A 20,593-nucleotide genomic window follows, 5' to 3' on the forward strand; every position below is an offset into this window, starting at 1 on the left:
CAGGGGAGCACCATGGGGCAGCCGGACCGGTCGGTCAACCACTACCGCATCGGTGAGGCCGCGGCCATGCTCGGTGTCAGCACCGACACCATGCGCCGCTGGGTCGACGCCGGGCGGGTCGAGGCGGAGCGGGACGACCACGGCCACCGGATCATCCCGGGCGATCGGCTGGCGGCCTTCGCCCGGGAACTCGCCAAGCCGGGCGCGGCGGAGGCCGAGGGCCGCCCCTCCTCGGCACGCAACCGGTTCCCCGGCATCGTCACGCATGTGGTGCTGGGCGATGTCGCCGCGCAGGTGGAGGTGCAGGCGGGGCCGTTCCGGGTGGTGTCGCTGATCAGCCGGGAGTCGGCCGAGGAGCTCGGCCTGGTGCCGGGGGTCCGGGCGACCGCGGTGATCAAGTCGACCAATGTGATGATCGAACGGGGTTGAGTCCGATGAGTGCCTTGAGTACGTCGAGTGCGTCGCGCCCCCTCGCGGTCGCCCACCGCGGCGACCCGTACCGCCACCGCGAGAACACCCTGCCCGCCATCGCCGCCGCGCTCGCCGCCGGAGCCGACGCGGTGGAGGTCGACGTCCAGCTCACCCGCGACGGCGTCCCCGTCCTGCTGCACGACCGGATGCTCACCCGGCTCTGGGAACTCGAGCGGCCGGTCGGCGCGTTGACAGCCGCCCAGCTCGACGCGCGGCGCTTCGAGGGCGGCCAGCGGGTGCCGCTGCTCACCGAGGCGCTCAAGCTGGTGACCGAGACCCCGGTCGCCAAGCTGATGATCGACCTGGACGAACCCGGCCCGGCGGCCGCCGCCTGGCGGGCCGTCAGCGACCTGGGTGCCGAGGACCGGGTGCTGTTCTGCGGCCCGGCCGGGGCGATGCTCGCGGTGCGCGAGGTCGCCGCGCAGGTGCCGATCGCGCTCACCTGGAAGCAGCCCGACCTGCCGGCCCGCCCGCTGCTTGACGCGCTGCGCCCGCACTACCTCAACCCGCCGTTCGGCCTGGTGGACCGCGCCCTGGTCGAGCGCGCCCGGGACGAGGGCCTGGCGGTCAGCGTATGGACGGTGGACCTGCGCCGCACCATGCGCCGGATGCTGCAGGCCGGGGTCGCCTCGATGACCTCCAACCGGATCGGCCTGCTGCGCTCGGTGATCGACGCCGAGCGCCGCTGATGCCCCAGCCGCGGGTGCTCGACGGGCGGGCGCTGAACCGCGCCCTGCTGGCCCGTCAGCACCTGCTGGAGCCGGCCGACACGACCCCCGAGGCGCTGGTCGAGTACCTGGTCGGGCTGCAGGCCCAGGCGGTGGACCCGCCGTACTTCGGCCTCTGGTCCCGGCTGCGGACCTTCCGCCCCGAGCAGCTGAGCGAGCTGCTCGAACAGCGGCGGGTGGTCCGGATCGGCCTGCAGCGCGGCACCATCCACCTGGTCACCGCCGAGGACGCGCTGACGCTGCGTCCGCTGCTGCAACCCGTCCTGGACCAGGCCCTGCGCGGCGCCTACGGCAAGCGGCTCACCGGGCTCCGGGACGAGCACGGCCGCACCCTCTACGACCTCCCCGACGCCCCGCGCCCGGACCCCGGCACCCCGGTCCCGGTGCGCCTGGTCGCCCCATTCGACAACCTGCTGCTCTCACACGCCGACCGCACCCGGGTGCTGCCGCAGGACTACCGGACGCGCGTGATGACGCAGAACGGCATCGTGCTGGGCACCCTGCTGGTCGACGGCCTGGTCGCGGGCAGTTGGCAACTGGCCGCCGAGCGCGGGACGACCCGGCTGCGGCTGCGCCTGTTCACCGCCCTCGCCCCCCGGACGCGGGCCGCGGCCGAGGCGGAGGCCGAGCGACTGCTGGACTTCGCGGCGGCGCCCGGCGAGTCCCGCGAGGTCGCCGTCACCGCCGACCGCTAGCCATCCCCATATCGGACATTTCGTTAGATCCTATGGTGAGATGGATCAGTCGAAACCGGTGGTGGAGGTGACGGGATGTCGGCGCAGCCCACCCCCGAGGGGTCGGCGGGCGGGCCGGGCGAGGACCGCCGCAGGCCGTACGAGTGGCTGCCGCCACCGGTGCGCGGCGCCGCCGCGTGGTCGGTCGTGGTGATCCTCTTCATCACTGTCGCCGGGCTGGTCGTCTACGCCTTCGTCGCGCTGCGCGCCGCGACCATCCCGCTGCTCGTGGCGTTGCTCGGCACCGCGCTGCTGCAACCCGTGATGCCCTGGCTGGTCCGCCGGGGGCTGGGGCGCGGTGCGGCGGCCGGGCTGACCTGCGCGGTGCTGGTGACGGTGGTCTGCGGAGTGCTGGCGCTGCTCACCAACTCCCTGGTGCACAGCGCCCCGCAGATCGCCGAGTCGCTGAAGCAGGCGGGCGATCAGCTCGCCGACTGGCTCGGCCCGGTGGGCGCCAAGCTCCAGCACGCCCTGGCCCAGTCGGCCGACTACGGGAACTCGGCCGCCGGCTCGCTGGCCGGCTCACTGGCCAGCGGCGTGCTCTCCGGTCTCGGCATCGCCGTCCAACTGGTCACCGGCGCCGTGCTCTCGCTCGCCCTGGTCTTCCTCTTCCTGCGCGACGGCCACCGCAGCGGCGACCTGGTCCGCTCGACGCTGCCCGCCGGGCCGGCCGAGACCATCGTCGCCTGCGGACAGCGGGCCTTCGGCGCGATGGCCGGCTATATGCGCGGCACCACCCTGATCGCCCTGATCGACGCCACCTTCATCACGGTGGGCCTGGTGATCCTGGGCGTGCCCGGCGCGGCCGGGCTGGGCGCGCTGGTCTTCCTCGGCGCGTTCATCCCGTTCGTCGGCGCCTTCCTGTCCGGAACGGTCGCGGTGCTGGTGGCGCTCGCGGACGGCGGGCTGAGCAAGGCGCTGTGGACGCTGGGCATGGTGCTGGCGGTCCAGCTGATCGAGGGCAACGTCCTGCAGCCGATGATCCAGAGCCGGACCGTCGAACTCCACCCCGCCACCATCATGATCGCCGTGGTGGCGGGCGCCGGCGTCGCCGGCATCATCGGCGCCCTGCTCGCCGTCCCACTCTGCGCGGCCGCCCTCGGCATCCTCTCCGTCCTACGCGGCCGCCCACTGCGCACGCCGGCCCGTTCACACCCCTGAATCAGGCGGGCGGCGCCGGGAAGTACGCCTCGATCCAGCGGTCCAGCTCGGCGAAGACCTGGGTGCGGGCCTGCTCGCCGGAGAGCACCAGGTCGTGCATGCCGCCCTCGATGCGGATGGTGGTGACGTGGGGTCCCAGGCGGGGGGCGAGGGCGGCGATGTCGTCGGCGCGCAGGACGGCGTCGCGGTGATGCATCGCGGGGTCCCACTTGTTGGTCACAATGCTGGCGGTGGAGGCCATCAGCAGGACGGGGACGTCGACGTGCAGGCCGCGCCGCACCTGGCGGTGGCCGCGCTGGATGGCGGCCAGCCAGCCGGCGTACAGCGGGAAGCCCTCGGCGGGCTTGAGCGCGAGGTCGAAGTCCCAGCTGCCCCGGTGGTCGCTGTGCAGGCTGTGCACGTAGTGCGGGTTGAGCGGCGCGGGCAGCTTGCGGGTGGCGGCCAGCCGGCCCAGGGCTCCGACGGCGGGCGCGCCCAGGGTGCGCAGCGCGGGGCTGGTGGGCATCGCGAGGAACGGGCTGTTGAGGAAGAGGCCGTCCAGCAGACCGCGCCCGGCCCGCCGCGAGGCCCACAGGGAGGCCACCAGACCGCCGGTGGAGTGCCCGTTGACCAGCAGCTGGGTGTGGCCGTCCTGCTCCCGGATGATCCGGACCGCCTCGTCGAGCTCCTCGTCGTAGGCCGCCAGGTCGCGGACGAAGTTGGGGGACTGGTGGGAGCGCAGCGAGCGCCCGTACTTGCGCAGGTCCAGGGCGTAGAAGGAGAAGCCGGCCGCGGCGAAGTGGTCGGCGAGGTTGGTCTGGAAGAAGTAGTCGGTGTAGCCGTGCAGGTAGAGCACCGCCCGCTGGGAGCCGGGGACCAGTCGTCGGACCAGCGTCGCGCTGACGGCACCCTCCTCGTCGTCGGCCAGCGGCAGCTCGGCCGCCTCGTACGGGGTGCCCAGGACGTCTTCGCGGAACTCCATGTCTGCTCCCGCATCCAATCTCTGCTCCGACCTGCCGCAGGCAGGGCCACCGATCCAGGGGACAGACGATACCGGGCGGTAACCGCGCTGGGTGCGCCGTGCCTGCTCCGGACTCCGGCCCCTATGCTGCCGACATGCTGAGAAAATCCGTTGCAGCCCAGGTCAGTGCCGCGTGTCGGGTCTGCGGTGACTGACCGGCCGCAGGAGCCGGCGTCCGAGCCGGCGTCCGAGCCGGTGCCGGTGCTGCGCGAGGTCGCGCTCGGGACGGCGAAGCTGATGCCCGACCTGGACTGCCCGGGCGGCTGGCTGCTGACGCTGGACGGCACGCCGCAGTCGTACGTGGACCTCGGGGACCCGACCCGGCTGGAGTTCGAGTACACCCGCCGGATCGGCCACCTCGCCGACGCGCTGGCGCCCGAGGGGCAGGCCCTGGACGCGCTGCACCTGGGCGGCGGCGCGCTCACGCTGCCCCGCTACCTCGCCGCCACCCGGCCCGGGTCGCGGCAGCGGGTGGTCGAGCTGGACGGTCCGCTGATGGAGCTGGTCGAGCAGGTGCTGCCGTGGCCGGGCCAGGACATCAGCGTCGCGGTCGGTGACGCGCGTGAGGCGCTGGCCGCCGCCGCGCCGGGGGCGGTGGACCTGCTGGTCGCCGACGTGTTCCACGGCTCGCGCACCCCCGCGCACTTGACCTCCGTCGAGTTCGTCACCCTGGCGGCCGCCGCGCTGCGCCCCGGCGGCTGCTACGCGGCGAACCTGGCGGACGGCGCGCCGCTGGAGTTCGCCAAGGCGCAGGCGGCCACGGTGCGCGCGGTCTTTCCGCAGACCTGCCTGGTCGCCGAGCCGTCCGTGCTGCGCGGGCGGCGCTTCGGCAACGTCCTGCTGGTGGGATCCGACCGGCCGCTGCCGGTCGAGGCGCTGAGTCGCCGGCTGGCCGCCGACCCGTTCCCGGCCCGACTGGTGGCGGGCGACGAGCTGGCCCGGCTGGTCCGCGGCGCGCGCCCGGTGACGGACGCCTCGGCCCGGCCCTCGCCCGCACCACCGGCCGGCGCGTTCAGCATCGGCTGAGCCCGGCTGTCCGGTGAGAGGCTGAGGCTGGAACCTAAAGGACGGGTAAAGCGTTGGTGGGAGGGGCAGCGCGTTAGGCTGCCTTCTTCGCGCCCGTCCGTTTCCGGAGGTATCACGGCCTTGCACATCGACGCGTGGATCCAGAGCGTCCCGCCGCTGGCGGTATACGTGCTCGTCGGCCTGATCATCGGGGTCGAGAGCGTCGGCATCCCGCTGCCCGGTGAGATCGCGCTGGTCACCGCTGGGGTGATGGCGTCCAATGGGACGGTCAACCCGGTCCTGGTCGGGGTCTGCGCGGTGGCCGGCGCGGTCATCGGAGACTCGATCGGCTATTCCATCGGGCGCAAGGGCGGAAAGCCGCTCTTCGAGAAGCTCGGGCGCAGGTTCCCCAAGCACTTCGGCCCCGACCATCTGGTGACCGCGGAGAAGGCGTTCCAGAAGTGGGGGATGTGGGCGGTCTTCTTCGGCCGGTTCATCGCGCTGCTGCGGATCTTCGCCGGACCGCTGGCGGGCGCGCTGCGGATGCCGTACTGGAAGTTCCTGATCGCCAATGTGCTCGGCGGCGTGATCTGGGCGGGTGGCACGACGACCGCGGTCTACTACCTGGGCAAGGTGGTGGAGAAGTACCTGCAGAACTTCTCCTGGATCGCGCTGGCGCTCGCGGTGGTCGCCGGAGCGGCCTCGGGCCTGGTGCTCAAGCGCCGGGCGGCCCGGATGCACGCCGAGCAGCCTGCTGCCGAACCGGCTGAGCCGGCCCAGCAGAGCCCGCTCCCCGTCGCGGAGTGACGCAGCGTCACGCGTAGGATCGCCGTAGGAGCAGTGCCTGGCACGGCCGGCGAGACAAGCGGAGGATCCGATGACCCAGCAGCAGTGGACCGCAGTGGACGAGTACCTGAGCGGCGTCCTGGTCGGCGAGGACGCCGCGCTCACCGGCGCGCTCGCGACCAGTGCGGCGGCCGGCCTGCCGCACATCGCGGTCGCGCCCAACCAGGGCAAGCTGCTGCACCTGCTGGCCCTCACCGTCGGTGCCCGCCGGATCCTGGAGGTCGGCGCGCTCGGCGGCTACAGCGCCATCTGGCTGGGCCGCGCGCTGCCCGCGGACGGTCGGCTGATCTCGCTGGAGATCGACCCGGCGCACTCGGCGGTGGCCCGCGCCAACCTGCACGAGGCCGGCCTGGAGAAGGTGGCCGAGGTGCGCACCGGCCGGGCCGTGGACAGCCTCGCCGAGCTGGTGGACGACGGCGCCGAGCCCTTCGACCTGGTCTTCATCGACGCGGACAAGCCCAGCAACCCGGACTACTTCCGCTGGGCGCTGAAGCTCACCCGCCCCGGCTCGCTGATCATCATCGACAACGTGGTGCGCGGCGGCGCGGTGGCCGACGCGGCGAGCACCGACCCGTCCGTGCTGGGCGTGCGCGCGATGCACGAGCTGATCGCGGCCGAGCCGCGGGTCTCGGCGACCGCCGTGCAGACCGTGGGGGTCAAGGGCTACGACGGCTTCACGCTGGTCCGGGTCACCAGCTGATCCGGACCGGCCCCGCCGGCCGGTGGTGAGCTGGGCCGGCGAGGCGGACCCGATGCCTACTGGGGGTCGGTCGGCGGCTGCTGGCCGAGCTGCTGGTTCATCTTGTCCTGAGCGGCGTCGACCTCGCGCTCGTACTTGTTGCCCGTCTTCGCGTCGAGGGCGTCGCCGGCCTTCTGGGCCCCCTGCTGGGCAGAGTCCTCGTGTCCGTGCAGCAATCCCTTGAGCTTGTCAAGCATCGACATGGGTGGCCTCCTTGCGGAACGTCTGGCCCTCCCAGCATCGCTGAGATGGACGATGTGCACACCCTGAGGACCCCGACGACCCCGAGGACCCTGAGGACCCTGAGGACCCTGAGGTCCCCGGGACCCCGAGCCAACGAAACGAGAGGACGCGGCATGCGCATCGGACTTCTGGGTACCGGCCCGTGGGCGCAGCGGGTGCACGCGCCCGTGCTGGCGGCCCACCCCGGCGTGGAGTTCGCCGGGGTGTGGGGCCGGCGCCCGGCGGCGGCCGCCGAACTCGCGGCGGCGCACGGGACGACGGCCTACCAGGACCTGGACGCGCTGCTCGCCGCCGTGGACGCGGTCTCGGTGGCCGTGCCGCCCGCCGTGCAGGCCGGGCTCGCGGTGCGCGCGGCCGAGGCGGGTCGGCACCTGCTGCTGGACAAGCCACTCGCCCTGGACGTCGAGCAGGCGGCCGCGGTGCTGGCGGCGGTCGAGCGGGCCCGGGTGCGCGCCGAGGTCTTCTTCACGCTGCGCTTCGACGAGGGCCAGTCCGCCTGGACGGACCAACAGGCGGCCAGCGGCGGCTGGTTCACCGGCCACGCGCAGTGGCTGGGCGCGGTCTTCACCACCGACAGCCCGTACGCGGCCTCGCCCTGGCGCCGCGAGCGGGGAGCGCTCTGGGACGTCGGCCCGCACGTGCTGTCGGTGCTGCTGCCCACGCTCGGCGAGGTCGAGCAGGTCACCGCGGCGGCCGGCCCCGGGGACACCGTGCACCTGGCCCTGCGGCACGCCGGCGGCGCCTCCAGCACCGCGAGCCTCAGCCTGACGGCCCCGGCGGCGGCCGCCGGAGTGGGCATCGAGCTGCGCGGGGAGGCCGGGGTGAGCAGGCTGCCCGGCTCCACCGCCGGTCCCGGCGCGGCCTTCCACCGCGCCGTCGACGCCCTGCTCGCGGACCAGCCGCACCCGTGCGACGCGGCCTTCGGCCTGCGTGTGGTGCGCCTGCTGGCCGCCGCGGAGGAGGCGCTGGCCACCGGCACCACGGTCCGGGGGCTCTGAGTTCGGGGGCTGCGAGTTCGGGGGCTCTGAGGGCGTTATTCGATGGATCACCGCACCGCGCGAACCTAGAGTGACGGGACACGATGTCGTCACCAGGAGCGGGCCATGCGAACGCACTATCCTCGCACCCCGCACCTGCCCTGGTCGCCGGGCGCCACCGCGGACGACGTCCGCAGTGGGGACCTCTCAGGGCTGCTGGGGCGCGAGGTGGTGGTCACCGAGAAGCTCGACGGTGAGAACACCACGCTCTACCCGGACGGCCTGCACGCCCGTTCGCTGGACTCCGCGCACCATCCGTCCAGGGCCTGGGTGAAGGCCCTGCAGGGGCGGATCGCCCGGTCGATCCCGGCGGGCTGGCGGGTGTGCGGGGAGAACCTCTACGCCCGGCACTCGATCGCCTACCAGGAGCTGGAGAGCTGGTTCTACGCCTTCTCGGTCTGGGACGGCGAGCACTGCCTGGACTGGGACCGCACAGTGCGCTGGACCCGGCGGGTGGGCCTGCCGGTGCCGCCCGTGCTGTGGCGCGGCGTGCTGGACGAGCGGGCCGTACGGTCGCTGCGCGTGCTGCGGCTGGACACCGCGCGCCAGGAGGGCTACGTGGTGCGCAGCGTCGAGGGCTTCGAGCGGGGGCAGTTCGCCGACCGGGTGGCCAAGTGGGTCCGTCCGGCGCATGTCAGCACCGACACGCACTGGATGTACGCGCCGGTCGTGCCGAACGGCCTGCGGCCGGGCGCCGCGCTGTGGGACGTCCGCTCGGGGGCGGCGGTCGACGTGCCCTCGCTGCTGGCGGCGCTGGAGCTGGAGCCGGTCGACCTGGGTGGTGAGCCGGCCGACTTGGGTGGGGAGCGGGCCGCCGGGCGGGCTGAGGCGGTGGTGGCCGATGTCTGCGCCCGGCTCGACCTGCTGGGCCGGACCGGCTCCGCCCGGCTGACCGGCGTGCTGGCGGCGCTGCTGCACGGCGGGCGGCGGGCCCGGCTGGCGCCCAGGCTGGTGGCGCCGCTCGGCATGCGTCAGGCACGCCGGGTCGCCGACCTGGTCGGGCTGCACACCGCGCTGCACCGCCCGTTCCCCGACGAGGAGCGCAGGGCCGGGCTGGTCCGGCTCTCCGCTGCGGCCGACCTGGGTGTGCTGCACGCGCTCGCGGCCGCGGCACTGACCGGCCCGACCGGCCCGACCGGCCCGACCGGCCCGGAGGCTGCCGAGGCCCGCGAGGCCCGTGAGCAGGTCGACTGGTCGGCGCTGGTCGCGGACGAGGCCGGCCTGCTCGGCGAGGAGCCGTTGGAGCCGCTGCGGACCGGCCTGCGCCAGGCACTCACCGGCCTGGGCACCGAGGCGCGCGACCGCTGCTGGGCGCAGACCCTGGAGGGCTGCGCGCTGGGCCGGGTCACCACCACCGAGGAGGCGGTGGCGCGGAGTTGGCGCTGGCGCGCGGGGGAGTTCCCCCGGCTGGTCGTCACGGTGGGGCCCTCCGGCAGCGGCAAGAGCCGGTTCGCCCGCAGCCTGCCCGGCGTCGACGAAGTGATCTCGCTGGACGACCTGCGCCAGGCCCGTGGCGACCGCTCCGACCAGCGGGCCAACCCCGACGTGCTGCGCGCGGGCCTGGAGCGGCTCGACGCCGCCCTGACCGGCCGTCGGACGGTGGTCTGGGACGCCACCTCGCTCACCCAGCGGCAGCGCTCGCTGGTGCACGCGGTGGCGCACCGGCGCGACGCGCTGCTCACGCACGCCGTGCTGGTCGTCGGCGAGGACGCGGTGGCGCGGCGCAACGCCGGCCGCGAGCACCAGGTGCCGGTCGAGGTGCTCGCCGCCCAACTCGCCCGGTTCGCCCCGCCCTACCCCGGCCAGGCGCACCGCACCTGGTACGTCGGCCCGGGCGGGACGGTCGACGACACGGCCGGAACACTCGACGCACGCGACGCATTCGACGCATTCGACGCACTCCACGCACTCGACGTCAGGGAGGCGTGATGCGCACCAGCGAGGAGATCTACCACCGGATCCGCTGGGACCAGCGGTTCGACCCGGCGCGGTTCGTGCTCGGGCTGAACGTGCGCGGCCGCGCCCCCAAGCGGGTACCGCTGCCCGCCTTCGTGCCCGGCGGCGACATCCCGTGGCACCGGGTGCTGTTCGTCGAGGCGGACGGCGAGCTGGTCTGGGACCGGGCGGCCGGTCTTGACCGGGTCGACTCCTCGGGGCTCGGCCGGGTACGGGAGCCGCGCCGGCTGCGCGCGCCGTTCTTCACCGCCAGGACGCCGCACGCCTGGAGCCCAGCAGCAGGCTGGCGGCCGGCCGAGTGGGACGGGTCGGCGTCGACCTCCTCGGGCGCCGTACGGGTGATCACCTGGAACACGCTGTGGGATCGCTATGACAGCGACCGGATCGACACCGCCCGCCGCCGCCCGCTGCTGCTGGCCGCCCTGGAACGCGCCGACGCGGACGTCATCGCCCTCCAGGAGGTGGAGGCCGGGCTGCTCACGCTGCTGCTCGCGGCGCCCTGGATCCGGGCCCGCTACACCCTGGGCACCGACCCGGTCGGCCGGGACATCGACGACAGCGGGCTGCTGCTGCTCAGCCGCCTGCCCGTCCGGGAGGCGGCCTGGCACCTGCTCGGCCCGCACAAGGCCGTCACGGCGGTCACCGTGCAGAGCGCCGCCGGGCCGGTCACGGTGCTCAACACGCACCTGAGCAGCGACCACTCGGACCGCGGAGCGGACCGGCGGACGGCCGAACTGGCCCGGCTGGCCCAGGGGTTGGCCGAGGTGGAGGGTGACGTGGCGCTGCTCGGCGACTTCAACGACGGCAGCCACGGCAGCCACGGCAGCCACGGCGGCGATGGCAGGCACAGTGCCGGTGCGGGCCCGGCCGGTGCGCTCGCGCTGCGGGACGCCTGGAGCGAGCTGCGCGGCCACGACGACAGCACACCCACCTTCGACCCGCGGGTCAACCCGCTGGCTGCCGTCTCCTCGCTCTCCGGCCGGGCCTCCCGGCTGGACCGGGTGCTGCTGCGCGGGCGCTTGCGGGCGAGCGCGGTGGCGCTGCACGGCGACACCCCGGCCACGCCCGACGGGCTCTTCGTCTCCGACCACTACGGCGTGGCGGCCGAGCTGGTGGCCGAACTCTCCGGCGGTGAACCGGAGTCGGACGTCGAGGTGCTCGACTCCGCGCCGACCGCCCGCACGGCGCTGGCCTGGATCCCACCGGCCGAGCTGTGGCCGGCGATCCAGCAGGTCCGCCGCGAGCACGACCGGCAACTCGACCGCTGGCCGCCGCATGTGAACCTGCTGTTCGGCTTCGTACCGGAGTCCGACTTCGAGCGGGCGGCCGCGCTGGTCGCCGCGGCGGTGGCCGACCTCGCGCCGTTCACCGCCCGGCTCGAAGGGGTGCGCAGCTTCAAGCACCGCGAGGCCGCCACACTCTGGCTCGACCCGGCCGCCGCCGACCCGGCGCCGTGGGCGGCGCTGCACCGGGCGCTGCGGCAGCGGTTCCCGCGCTGCCGGGGCCGCGAGGAGGGCTACACCCCGCATCTGACGCTGGGTCGCACCGGCGACCCGCACCGCCTCGCCGCCGCCTGTGCCGAGCGGCTGGGCGGTATGTCGGCGCAGGTGGGGGAGTTGGTGCTGCTCTCGCGGCGGGGCGAGGAGCCGATGCGGGTGCGGGCCGTGGTCGCGCTGGGGACGGGCGAGCTGCGCCGGCCGCCGGAGCCGGCCGTCCACACTCTGGAGGCGGACCAGGTCGCGGAGCAGCAGGTCGCGCAGCACGCCGCGCAGCACGTTGCGGCGCGGCTCGCGCAGGCGCTGGACGAGGGCGTCGTGCACGTGGTGGGTTCGCGCCGCCTGGGGTGCGCGTCGGCCGGTGCGGACCTGGACCTGGTGGTGGCGCTGCCGGGCGCCGTCGACCCGGAGCACCTGCGGGCCCGGGTGCGGGCGGCGCTGCCGGAGGCGGTCCGGCTCCGCCAGGTGACCGGCGCCAGGGTGCCGGGGTTGCGCTGGCAGGTCGGCGGGCTCAGCGTCGACCTGGCCGTGGTCGCCACCGGGCAGCTCGCCCCGGCCGAGGCGGTGGACCGGCGCGGCGAGTTGGGCGAGGCCGCCGCGACGGCGCTCAGCGCGGTCAGCGACGCGGACGCGCTGCTCGCCGCGACGGACGGCGGACGGGACGGCCGATGGGCCGGCCCCGCGTTCGTCGCCCTGGCCCGCCAGGTGAAGGCCTGGGCGAGGGCGCGCGGGCTGGACTCGGCGCCCTTCGGCGGACTGCCCGGCCTGGCCTGGACCGTTCTGGCGGCCCGTACGGTCCGCGAGGCCGGTGGGGCAGGTGGGGCAGGTGAGCTGTCGGCCGCCGACCTGCTGCGGCACTTCTTCGGCAGCTGGGCCGCCTGGGACTGGCGCGAACCGGTCACCCTGAGCACCGAGCCCGCGATCGCCGGCTCCGAGGCTGCGGTGTCGATCATGACGCCGACCGCGCCGGTCCGCTCCTGTACCGAGCAAGTCGGCTTCGGCTGGCTGGAGTTGCTGGTCCAGGAGCTCTACCAGGCCTGGGAGGTGCTGGAGTCGGCGGCCGAGAGCGGCGGCGACCCCTGGCCCGAGCTGCTCTCCCCGCCGCCCCTGCACAGCCGGCACGCGGCCTGGGCCGTGCTGACCGTCCGGGCCGTGCGCGGTGAGGAGTTCGACAGCACGCTCGGCCGAGTCCGCGGCCGCCTGCGCGCGCTGCTCGCCGCCCTGGAGCACGCCGGCGTGGTGGACGTCCACGCCTGGCCCCACCCGTTCGCGAGCGAGCAGGGCCTGGCCCGCTACGCGATCGGGCTCGGCCGCACCCCGCCCGACGCCGCCAAGTTGGCCGAGATCACCGCCGGTTGGGCCAAGGGCCTGCCCGGCGCGGAGATCGGCTGGGCGGACTGCGGCACCGTCCCGACACTGCGGCCTTACCGACCGGGGGAGTGACGGAGCCTCAAAGATCAAGCTCAGGCCGGGCGGCGGTCGGCGGGGCGGCGCGGGGGGATGGGGGTGGAGGGGAAGTCGCGGGGGCCGGTCCAGAGGGTGGGGACGGCGTCGACGCGGCGGCAGATCTCGTAGGCGATGGACTCGTAGTTGACCCGCCAGCCCCGGAAGTGCGGCCAGGCCAGCACGGTCGGCCGTTCGGTGTCGAAGCCGGCGGCGACGACCATCGTCACGGCGGCGTCGAACTCGGCGTAGCTGAGCCGCAGCGGGCCGTCCGGTTGCGGGTCGGGGTCGAAGGGGACCCGTAGCACCCGGGCGATGTCACGCAGCGCCGTGAACCCGGCGCGCAGCACCAGCCGCGCCTCGGGTGGCGCGGTGCGCGGGTTGAGCGAGAGCTGCAGCGCGGCGCCGTCCATCACGGCGATCAGGCCGACGATCCAGCTGCGGTAGGGCTGCGGCGAGCGGAAGGAGAGCAGCACGGGGTAGTTGGAGTGGCTCTCGCCGAGTTCGGCGGCCAGCCGCTCCCAGTCGCGGTAGAGCGCGGGCAGCGCGGTCTCGGTGTCGACCAGCGACTGACGGGCCAGCAGCTCGGGTCCCCAGGCGGGCTCTCCGGCGCGCGACTGGAGCAGCGTCACCTCCAGCTCGCGGCGGTTGTAGGAGCTGTAGAGGGTGGGCAGGTAGGCGATCTGCAGGGCGATCACCAGCGGCCCGCTGGCCGCGGCCAGGAAGTCCAGGGCGGAGAGCCGCAGCCGGTCGCCGCTGGCGTAGCCGAGGGTGAAGAGGCTGGAGCCGGCCTCGCGCAGCGCGACGCTCCAGGAGAGGTCGGAGTCGGCGTACAGCAGCATGGTGAAGCCGGCCAGGAAGGCGGAGAGCCAGCAGAACAGCATGCCGACCAGCATCAGCGGCGCCAGCCAGGCCTGCGCGCGGTCGTGGGCCCGGTAGGTGCCGAACGGGTTCGCGCAGAGCCGCAGCACGGTACGCAGCAGCCGCCAGAGCCGGGTGACCAGCGAGGAGTAGAGCCCCCGGGGCACCACCAGCGTGCGCAGGATGCTGGCGACGGTGAGTGCGAGCAGCAGGACGCCGGCCACTGCGGAGATCATCCTCATGGCGACCATTGTCGATGATCGGGCCGCCCGGCTCGGACAGCTGCCCGAGCCGGGCGGTACCCGCGCGTCGTCGGGGCCTCGTCGGAGCGTCCCGGACCGCGTCAAACCGCCGTCAGACCGCCGTCAGGTCCTCGTCGGACGGGGCCGGCGCCAGGTACTCCTCGCGGATCTCGTTCGGTCCGAACGGCCAGATCCCCTCCACCCGGGCCCAGAGCGCGAACGCCAGGCTGCCCAGCACGACCCAGGCCAGCGACCACTCGATGGGGTGGAAGCCGGGCGAGTTCTTGTCCGCGTAGCCGTAGACGACCAGCCAGCCGACCGCGGCGACGATGCTCGGCGCCGGGTAGAGCCACATCGTGTACGGCCGGCGCAGGGCGGGCTGCCGGCGGCGCAGCACGGTGACGGCCAGGATCTGCGCGAACGCCTGGACGATCACCATCACGGTGGTGAGCAGGTCGATCAGGATGGTGAGCGGCGGGTGCGTGGCGCTGGCCCCGACGTGCCGGCTCAGGTAGAAGCCGGCGAAGGTGACCACGCTCATCGTCAGCAGCCCCAGCACCGGGAACCGGTGCCTGGCGTGCAGCCTGCCGTAGGAGCGGAAGAAGACGCCGTCGCGCGCCGCGTCGTACGGGACGCGGGAGCCGCCGAGCAGGCCGGTGAAGACCGAGGCGAAGGCGGTGACCAGGATGAGCACGGTGACCACGTCGGCCGCGTTCCTGCCCCAGGTCTTCTGCAGCACAGCCGAGGCGACGGACTGCGAGGCGATCGAGTTGGGGTCGAGCATGTCGCGCCAGTTGATCACCCCCAGCACGCCGATCTGGAGCAGCAGGTAGATGCCCATGATGCCGACGATCGAGTAGATGACGGCTCGTGGCATCACCCGGCCCGGGTCCTTCACCTCGGCGCCCATATAGGCGGCGGTGTTGTAGCCGAGGTAGTCGTAGATTCCGATGGTCAGTCCGGCTGCGAAGCCGATCCAGAACTGTCCGTGGGTCAGCTGGATGGCGTGCGCGGGCCAGCTGAAGGCCCGGGATGGGCTGAAGTGGGTGTAGGAGGCCAGGATGACGGCGGCGACCGAGGTGATCATCACGCCCCACATCACCGTGGTGATCTTCGCGATGCTCTCCACCCGGCGCCAGAGCAGCACGGTGACCAGCACGACGAAGGCCAGTCCGACCAGGTCGCCCTGGCCCTTGGTCATGCCCGGCCACAGGTAGCCGAGGTACTGGACGAAGCCGACCACCCCGGTGGACATGATCAGCGGGATGAAGAGCATCGCCGTCCAGACGAAGAGGAACGGCATCAGCCGCCCGCTGCGGTACTGGAAGGCCTCGCGCAGATAGACATAGCTGCCGCCGGAGCCGGGGAGCGAGGCGCCGAGTTCGGCCCAGACCAGTCCGTCGACGAGGGCGAGCACCGCGCCGGCGATCCAGCCGATGACGGCCTGCGGGCCGCCGAAGGCGGCCACCATCAGCGGGATGGTGACGAAAGGTCCGATCCCGCACATCTGGCTCATGTTGATGGCGGTGGCCTGGAAGAGGCCGATTCTTCGGGTGAAGCCTGGGGACACCGGGAACCTCCGGGCGTGGGGGAGAGCGCGAGGCGGGGTGTGATTAAGTTAAGTATCCTTACTTTCCGCGTCAAGACCGCTCCGGTAACAAGCCAATACGCGCGGCGCGAGGGGCTATGGGGAGAGCCCCACGGCGTCGGCGGCCTACCGCCGGCGCATACAGTGGCGGCAGCAGAAAGCTGATCGAATCGGACACCACGAGGGCACGGAGGCGATGATGAGCTCTCACCCGGCCACCGAGCAGCCGTGGAACCGGCAGCGGTTGCGCAGCAACAACGAGTGGCTCCTGCTCGAGCGGCTCCGCACCGCCGGACCCGCCTCGCGCGCCCAACTCGCCCGCGACACCGGCCTGTCCAAGCCGACGGTGTCCGCCGCGCTGGCCAACCTCGAGCAGGCCGGCCTGGCCCGCGAGGCCGGCCTGCTGGCCCCCGAGCGCGGGCGGGTCGCCGTCCTCTACGAGCCTGATCCGACGGCGGGACACGTGCTCGGCATCGACATCGGCCGGGCCTGGCTGCGGATCGCGGTCGCCGACCTGGCGGGCGAGATCGTCACCCGCCGCGACGTGCCCAACCGGGGCCGCAGCGCCGACGCGGTGGCGGACGCCGTCGTCGCGGCGGCCCGGGCCGCGCTGGAGGAGGCCGGGCTCGGCCCCGGCGCGGTGGTGCACGCGGCGATCGGCACCCCCGGCGTCTGGGACGAGTCCGAGCAACGCGTCCGCTACGCCGCCAACCTGCCCGGCTGGGGCCGCCGCGGCCCTCTTCGACCGGATCCGGGCCGGCCTCGACACCGAGATCAGCGTGCACAACGACGCCAACCTCGCTGCGCTCGGCGAGTACGCGCGCGGCGCCGGGGTCGGCAGCCGGCTCTTCGTCTATCTGCTGATCGGCACCGGTCTGGGCATGGGCGTGGTCGCCGGCGGGCGCTTGCAGCAGGGTGCGCACGGCGCGGCCGGCGAGATCGGGTTCCTCCCGCTGCCCGGCGGCGCGGGCGGTGGCGGTGGCGAGGGCTCCCACGGTGGCCCCCACGGGGGCTCCCGCGGTGGCGACGAACGGGCGCAGCGGCGCGGGATGCTGGAGTCGGCGGCCTCGGCGGAGTCGGTGGTCCGCACGGCCAAGGAGCTGGGCCTGCGCGGGGCGGCCACGGCCAAGCAGGTCTTCGACGCGGCCCGGGCCGGCGACCCGGCCGCGCTCGCCGCCATCGACCACGAGGCCGGGCAACTCGCCTACGCGGTGGCGGTGGTGTCCTCCGTGCTGGATCCCGACCTGGTGGTACTCGGCGGCGGTGTCGGCCACAGCGCCGACCTGCTGCTCGGGCGCGTCGAGCAGGCGCTGCACCGCCTCACTCCGCTGCGCCCGCGGCTGGCGCCCAGCCTGCTGGGCGAGGAGGCGGTGCTGATCGGCGCCCTGGCCACCGCGCTGCGCACGGCCCGCCCGGAGGTCTTCGAACGGCGCTCGGCGGCCCTGGGCCGGGTCTGAGGGCCCAGGGCCTTGGCGTCAGCTCCGCGACGTCAACTGCGCGGCGTCAACTGTGCAGCGTCAGCGCTGCGGGCCTCAACTGCTGCGAGAGCTGGCTGAAGCGGTCGAGGCTCTGCTGGTAGGCGATGGGCGTCACATGGACCGGGCCCGCGTACGGGTGGGTCATCTGCAGCACGAGGTACACGCCGAACCCGACCACGGCGCCGACCAGGCCGAGTGCGACCGCCTCCCGGCGGTGAAAGGTCAGGCCGGCGATCGGGGCGTAGAGCAGCACCAGCAGGCCGGTGGCGATCAGCCCCGGGTAGAGCGGTGCGGGCAGCGAGACGGTCGCGTCGGCCAGGCGGATCTGCCGCTTGGTGTAGACGTCCGACAAGTCGCTCAGCATGGTGGTGCGTTGGTCGGAGGGAGGCAGCGCCTCGACGTGGCTGCGGACGGCGTCCAGGTCCGTCCAGGTGCCCGGGTCGGCGGAGCCGTGGCTCATCGCCTTGAAGTCGGGGCCGATCACCTCGGTCACATAGGTGCGCAGCAGCGGACGGGTCGAGGCGTCGGCGTCGGTGTAGGCGGCGTTGAGGGAGCGCGCCTCGTCCCAGGTGTGGCCGCGCGCGGTGTTCAGGTTGGACCAGGAACCCGCGATCAGGAAGGCGGTGACCAGCATGAAGGAAGACAGCGAGGCCGATCCGAGGAAGCCGAGGGCGCCCGCGGAGAACGTGCCCTCGCGTGAGCGGGCGGTGCGGCCGAAGGCGGCCAGGACGGCCACCGCGGCCCCGCCTCCGATGATCACGGCGATGACGATACCCAGACTCAACGACGTCTCCCTGCAGTGTGGTTGATGAACGTGGCAGCCGCGGCGAGGACGGCCGGGACGGTGATCGCGACGAGCATGAACGCACTGTCGGCCGGGCCGACCGGGGGGACGGTCGTGCTGTCGTCGGGCGGACGGGTCGGCATGGCGGTGGTGGCGTGCACCTGGGCCGGCGGGGGCGGCAGCGGGGCGGCGGTGTGCGGGGTGGGGCGTGGAACGGGGCGCGGGATGTGCTTCGGGGCGGCGGGCGCGGGCGGACGTACCGGCGCGGCGGTGTGCGGGGCCGGTTTGGCGGGCGCCGGGTGCGGGGTGGGCGCGGGCGGTGGTGGCGGAGGGGATGGTGGAGGTGGTGGGGGCGGTGGAGGTGGTGGCGGCGTGGGTGGCGGCGGCGGAGGGGGCGGGGTGGGTGGAGGTGGTGGCGGCGTGGGGTGGCAGCCGCCCGGATCGTGGTGGTGATGATGGTCGTGGTCGTGGTCGTGCCCGGGGTCATGGTCGTGCCCGGGGTCGTGGCCGTCGTCGTGAGGGTCGTCGGCGTGCATGCCAGGAAGCTAGCCAGGCACCCCTGGGCGGGCAGGGCGAATTGCATTCTCCTGCAAGCAAATTGACTCTTCAGGGGGTGAAAAGTTCGATAAGCCGTCCGTATGACGAACGGACGTTCCCCTGTTTTCGCCTGCCCGCGACTACCCGGGACTACCCGGCGAGGTAGCGCCGCAGCAGCAGCTTGCACTCCGCGATCAGCGTCGGATCGCCGTCCCGGTCCTGCTGGAAGGCGAGTTTGAGTACGGCGTCCGCACACTCGAGCGCCACCCGCAGGGCCAGCGGCGAGGGCTCGCGCCCGCCGCCGGCGAGGTGTTCGGAGCTGAGCGCGTGCAGGTGCCGCGCGACGGTGCTGTTGTTGTCGAGCGAGCCGTCGAGGAAGTGTTCGACATCGTCCAGGGCCGGCGGCGTCGGGCCGGTCAGCCCGAAGTCCAGTGCGCCGAAACCGGCCACGGCCCGCTTCATGGCGACGAACTCCTCGACCGCGAGATCGACGAAGCCGCCGATGTCCTGCGGGGACTCCGCCTCCAGGCGGCGGGCCAACCGGTCCAGATAGCGCTGCAGATTGCGGCGGGCGAGCGCCGCCAGCAGGCTCTCCTTGCCGGAGAAGAACTGGTAGAGCGTGCCGATCGGGACCTGGGCGCGAGCGGCGATCTCCTTGGTGGTGAGCGCCGCCGCGCCGCCGGTGTCCAGCAGCTGCGCGCAGGCGTCCAGGATCCGCTCCAGGCGCTCCTGGCTGCGCTGCTGCACGGGCTGCCGACGCAGAACCCCTGGGCGCAGCACCTCTGTCTGCTCACTCATGGGAGCCACTGTGCCGCATCCGGCGTTCCGCAGGCCAATCATCGCTGCGAGACCAGCTCATGTTTCCTGCAAAGTCAGCCCGGCTCAGCAGTCAGAAATATGAGCCCCACTCAGCCCGCGCTCCCGGCCCGGCAGTTGCCTCATCTGGTATAACTATACCGGAATAGTGACCCGTGGAATCGAGGACCGCTGTGATCGAGCTGAAGTCTCCAGCCAATATCGAACGTATGCGCACCACTGGCCAGTTCCTCGGCCAGGTGCTCGCGGAGCTCGGCGAGCTCGCCGCGGTGGGGCTCAACCTGCTGGATCTTGAGCACCACGCTCGTCGCCTCATCAAGGAGCGCGGCGCCACGTCCTGCTACTGGGACTACGCGCCCACGTTCGGCAACGGCCCCTTCCGCAACGTGGTCTGCCTCTCGGTCAACGACGCCGTGCTGCACGGGCTGCCGCACAGCTACAAGCTGCGCGACGGGGACCTGCTGACGATGGACATGGCGGTGAGCATCGACGGCTGGGTCGCGGACTCGGCCTACTCCGTCATCGTCGGCACCCCGTCCGCGGAGGATCTGCGGCTGATCGAGGCCACCGAGGTCGCCCTGGAGGCCGCGATCGAGGTCGCCCAGGTGGGCAACCGGCTCGGGGACATCTCCGCGGCCATCGGCGCGGTCGCCGCCGACTACGGCTACCCGGTCAACCTGGAGTTCGGCGGTCACGGCCTCGGCCGCACCATGCACGAGGGCCCGCACGTGCCCAACAACGGCCGAGCGGGCCGCGGCCTGAAGCTGCGCCCCGGCCTGACGCTCGCGATCGAGCCCTGGTTCGCCCGCGGCACCGACGAGATCGTCTTCGACCCGGACGGCTGGACGATCCGCTCGGCCGACGGCTCCCGCACCGCCCACTCCGAGCACACGGTCGCCATCACCGAGACCGGCCCCCTCGTCCTCACCCGCCGCCCTCAGCAGGGCGAGGCCTGACCGCAGCGGTAGCAGCGGTGGGGACAGGCCCGATTCCCAACCGCCCTCCTGGATCGTGCCCGCTGCACTAGGATTCGGGCATGGTGAGAACCCCCTTGACGTTGTTGGAGCGGCAACGCGGTGAGCGACTGGGAGCGCTGCTGCGCGAGGCGCGCGGCAAGCGCAGCATGGTCGACGTCGCCGCCGCGGCGGGGCTCTCGCCGGAGACGCTGCGCAAGATCGAGACGGGCCGGGCGCCGACCCCCTCGTACTTCACCGTGGCAGCCCTGGCCGCAGTGCTCTCCATCTCGCTCGACGAACTGGCCGCCGCCTGCGCGCAGGACGACGGCTACCAGGACCAACCGCTGTCCGCCTGACAGTCGCCGGTTCGCCGGGTACCCCTCCTTGAGGAGGAGGGTTCGGCCCCGGCGGCGGCCCTTCTCCTCATCGCGGCCGAGGCGCGGTCCTGGGCCGGGTTCGTAACGTCGCTTCC

At 73.5% G+C, this 20,593-nt stretch carries 19 protein-coding genes and 1 pseudogene; 13 read left to right on the forward strand and 7 right to left on the reverse strand.

Annotated elements, in window-relative coordinates; translation table 11 throughout:
• The first annotated feature begins 12 nt into the window (after positions 1–12).
• From P3T34_RS35035 to P3T34_RS35050, 4 genes are all read left to right on the forward strand, one after another.
• Entirely contained in the window at positions 13–429 is a 417-nt protein-coding gene (locus P3T34_RS35035; protein WP_280670137.1) for a helix-turn-helix transcriptional regulator, read from the forward strand.
• A 14-nt stretch (positions 430–443) separates the two neighbouring features.
• Positions 444–1,160, forward strand: a complete 717-nt coding sequence (locus P3T34_RS35040) for a glycerophosphodiester phosphodiesterase (RefSeq protein WP_280670139.1) — start codon at positions 444–446, stop codon at positions 1,158–1,160.
• On the forward strand, positions 1,160–1,894 hold the full coding sequence (locus P3T34_RS35045) for a crosslink repair DNA glycosylase YcaQ family protein (protein WP_280670141.1): 735 nt from the start codon (positions 1,160–1,162) through the stop codon (positions 1,892–1,894). Before P3T34_RS35040 ends, P3T34_RS35045 begins: the two co-directional genes overlap by 1 nt.
• Positions 1,895–1,969: 75 nt before the next feature.
• On the forward strand, positions 1,970–3,094 hold the full coding sequence (locus P3T34_RS35050) for an AI-2E family transporter (protein ID WP_280670143.1): 1,125 nt from the start codon (positions 1,970–1,972) through the stop codon (positions 3,092–3,094).
• A gap of 1 nt (position 3,095) precedes the next feature.
• Here the strand turns inward: P3T34_RS35050 and P3T34_RS35055 are convergent, their stop codons facing one another.
• Positions 3,096–4,055: an alpha/beta hydrolase gene (locus tag P3T34_RS35055; RefSeq protein WP_280670144.1), complete on the reverse strand. Its 960-nt coding sequence runs from the start codon at positions 4,053–4,055 to the stop codon at positions 3,096–3,098.
• Positions 4,056–4,331: 276 nt separating this feature from the next.
• Here P3T34_RS35055 and P3T34_RS35060 point away from each other — a divergent pair, with 276 nt between their 5' ends.
• The 3 genes from P3T34_RS35060 (at position 4,332) to P3T34_RS35070 (ending at position 6,645) form a co-directional block, all read left to right on the forward strand.
• Complete coding sequence (locus tag P3T34_RS35060) at positions 4,332–5,120, forward strand: fused MFS/spermidine synthase (protein ID WP_280672574.1); 789 nt, start codon at positions 4,332–4,334, stop codon at positions 5,118–5,120.
• A 120-nt stretch (positions 5,121–5,240) separates the two neighbouring features.
• A complete protein-coding gene (locus P3T34_RS35065; protein WP_280670146.1) occupies positions 5,241–5,906 on the forward strand; it encodes a DedA family protein in 666 nt (221 codons plus the stop codon).
• Between the two features lie 70 nt (positions 5,907–5,976).
• Positions 5,977–6,645 carry an O-methyltransferase gene (locus P3T34_RS35070; protein WP_280670148.1) on the forward strand — a complete coding sequence of 223 codons (669 nt, stop codon included), beginning with the start codon at positions 5,977–5,979 and terminating at the stop codon, positions 6,643–6,645.
• A 56-nt stretch (positions 6,646–6,701) separates the two neighbouring features.
• Here P3T34_RS35070 and P3T34_RS35075 read toward each other — a convergent pair whose 3' ends face one another.
• Positions 6,702–6,887, reverse strand: coding sequence for an antitoxin (locus P3T34_RS35075; protein WP_280670149.1), 186 nt, complete (start codon positions 6,885–6,887; stop codon positions 6,702–6,704).
• Positions 6,888–7,040: 153 nt separating this feature from the next.
• Here P3T34_RS35075 and P3T34_RS35080 point away from each other — a divergent pair, with 153 nt between their 5' ends.
• The 3 genes from P3T34_RS35080 (at position 7,041) to P3T34_RS35090 (ending at position 12,859) form a co-directional block, all read left to right on the forward strand.
• Complete coding sequence (locus tag P3T34_RS35080; protein WP_280670151.1) at positions 7,041–7,925, forward strand: Gfo/Idh/MocA family oxidoreductase; 885 nt, start codon at positions 7,041–7,043, stop codon at positions 7,923–7,925.
• A gap of 105 nt (positions 7,926–8,030) precedes the next feature.
• Entirely contained in the window at positions 8,031–9,893 is a 1,863-nt protein-coding gene (locus tag P3T34_RS35085) for an RNA ligase family protein (RefSeq protein WP_280670153.1), read from the forward strand.
• Complete coding sequence (locus P3T34_RS35090; protein ID WP_280670155.1) at positions 9,893–12,859, forward strand: poly(A) polymerase; 2,967 nt, start codon at positions 9,893–9,895, stop codon at positions 12,857–12,859. Before P3T34_RS35085 ends, P3T34_RS35090 begins: the two co-directional genes overlap by 1 nt.
• A gap of 20 nt (positions 12,860–12,879) precedes the next feature.
• On the opposite strand, the gene P3T34_RS35095 is transcribed toward P3T34_RS35090, so the two are convergent.
• Together P3T34_RS35095 and P3T34_RS35100 are read right to left on the reverse strand one after the other, a co-directional pair.
• Positions 12,880–13,962 carry a hypothetical protein gene (locus tag P3T34_RS35095; protein WP_280670157.1) on the reverse strand — a complete coding sequence of 361 codons (1,083 nt, stop codon included), beginning with the start codon at positions 13,960–13,962 and terminating at the stop codon, positions 12,880–12,882.
• A gap of 112 nt (positions 13,963–14,074) precedes the next feature.
• Positions 14,075–15,532, reverse strand: a complete 1,458-nt coding sequence (locus P3T34_RS35100; RefSeq protein WP_280670159.1) for an APC family permease — start codon at positions 15,530–15,532, stop codon at positions 14,075–14,077.
• Between the two features lie 217 nt (positions 15,533–15,749).
• On the opposite strand from P3T34_RS35100, the pseudogene P3T34_RS35105 reads away from it, so the two are divergent.
• Positions 15,750–17,007: pseudogene (locus tag P3T34_RS35105) on the forward strand (ROK family transcriptional regulator).
• A 46-nt stretch (positions 17,008–17,053) separates the two neighbouring features.
• On the opposite strand, the gene P3T34_RS35110 reads toward P3T34_RS35105, so the two are convergent.
• The 3 genes from P3T34_RS35110 to P3T34_RS35120 form a co-directional block, all read right to left on the reverse strand.
• Positions 17,054–17,812: a hypothetical protein gene (locus P3T34_RS35110; protein ID WP_280670161.1), complete on the reverse strand. Its 759-nt coding sequence runs from the start codon at positions 17,810–17,812 to the stop codon at positions 17,054–17,056.
• Positions 17,809–18,348 (reverse strand): hypothetical protein, encoded by a 540-nt coding sequence (locus tag P3T34_RS35115; protein WP_280670163.1) that lies wholly within the window; start codon positions 18,346–18,348, stop codon positions 17,809–17,811. The genes P3T34_RS35110 and P3T34_RS35115 overlap by 4 nt, the downstream gene beginning before the upstream one ends.
• 151 nt (positions 18,349–18,499) lie before the next feature.
• Entirely contained in the window at positions 18,500–19,147 is a 648-nt protein-coding gene (locus P3T34_RS35120) for a TetR family transcriptional regulator (RefSeq protein WP_280670165.1), read from the reverse strand.
• A 191-nt stretch (positions 19,148–19,338) separates the two neighbouring features.
• Between P3T34_RS35120 and map the strand changes: the two genes are divergently transcribed.
• Positions 19,339–20,121 (forward strand): type I methionyl aminopeptidase, encoded by a 783-nt coding sequence (gene map, locus P3T34_RS35125; protein WP_280670167.1) that lies wholly within the window; start codon positions 19,339–19,341, stop codon positions 20,119–20,121.
• Between the two features lie 80 nt (positions 20,122–20,201).
• Positions 20,202–20,477, forward strand: a complete 276-nt coding sequence (locus tag P3T34_RS35130) for a helix-turn-helix transcriptional regulator (protein WP_280670169.1) — start codon at positions 20,202–20,204, stop codon at positions 20,475–20,477.
• Positions 20,478–20,593: the final 116 nt, after the last annotated feature.

Origin of the sequence: Kitasatospora sp. MAP12-44 (assembly GCF_029892095.1) — a bacterium.
In the GTDB taxonomy this organism is placed as follows: domain Bacteria; phylum Actinomycetota; class Actinomycetes; order Streptomycetales; family Streptomycetaceae; genus Kitasatospora.

What these genes read in the sequence shown, in the direction of transcription:
- P3T34_RS35130 (WP_280670169.1), top strand. Translation starts at nt 20,202, where the DNA reads ATGGTGAGAACCCCCTTGACGTTGTTGGAGCGGCAACGCGGTGAGCGA.
- P3T34_RS35035 (WP_280670137.1), top strand. Translation starts at nt 13, where the DNA reads ATGGGGCAGCCGGACCGGTCGGTCAACCACTACCGCATCGGTGAGGCC.
- P3T34_RS35085 (WP_280670153.1), top strand. Translation starts at nt 8,031, where the DNA reads ATGCGAACGCACTATCCTCGCACCCCGCACCTGCCCTGGTCGCCGGGC.
- P3T34_RS35115 (WP_280670163.1), bottom strand. Translation starts at nt 18,348, where the DNA reads ATGCACGCCGACGACCCTCACGACGACGGCCACGACCCCGGGCACGAC.
- P3T34_RS35070 (WP_280670148.1), top strand. Translation starts at nt 5,977, where the DNA reads ATGACCCAGCAGCAGTGGACCGCAGTGGACGAGTACCTGAGCGGCGTC.
- P3T34_RS35045 (WP_280670141.1), top strand. Translation starts at nt 1,160, where the DNA reads ATGCCCCAGCCGCGGGTGCTCGACGGGCGGGCGCTGAACCGCGCCCTG.
- P3T34_RS35080 (WP_280670151.1), top strand. Translation starts at nt 7,041, where the DNA reads ATGCGCATCGGACTTCTGGGTACCGGCCCGTGGGCGCAGCGGGTGCAC.
- P3T34_RS35060 (WP_280672574.1), top strand. Translation starts at nt 4,332, where the DNA reads ATGCCCGACCTGGACTGCCCGGGCGGCTGGCTGCTGACGCTGGACGGC.
- P3T34_RS35120 (WP_280670165.1), bottom strand. Translation starts at nt 19,147, where the DNA reads ATGAGTGAGCAGACAGAGGTGCTGCGCCCAGGGGTTCTGCGTCGGCAG.
- P3T34_RS35055 (WP_280670144.1), bottom strand. Translation starts at nt 4,055, where the DNA reads ATGGAGTTCCGCGAAGACGTCCTGGGCACCCCGTACGAGGCGGCCGAG.
- P3T34_RS35050 (WP_280670143.1), top strand. Translation starts at nt 1,970, where the DNA reads ATGTCGGCGCAGCCCACCCCCGAGGGGTCGGCGGGCGGGCCGGGCGAG.
- P3T34_RS35095 (WP_280670157.1), bottom strand. Translation starts at nt 13,962, where the DNA reads ATGAGGATGATCTCCGCAGTGGCCGGCGTCCTGCTGCTCGCACTCACC.
- P3T34_RS35090 (WP_280670155.1), top strand. Translation starts at nt 9,893, where the DNA reads ATGCGCACCAGCGAGGAGATCTACCACCGGATCCGCTGGGACCAGCGG.
- P3T34_RS35075 (WP_280670149.1), bottom strand. Translation starts at nt 6,887, where the DNA reads ATGTCGATGCTTGACAAGCTCAAGGGATTGCTGCACGGACACGAGGAC.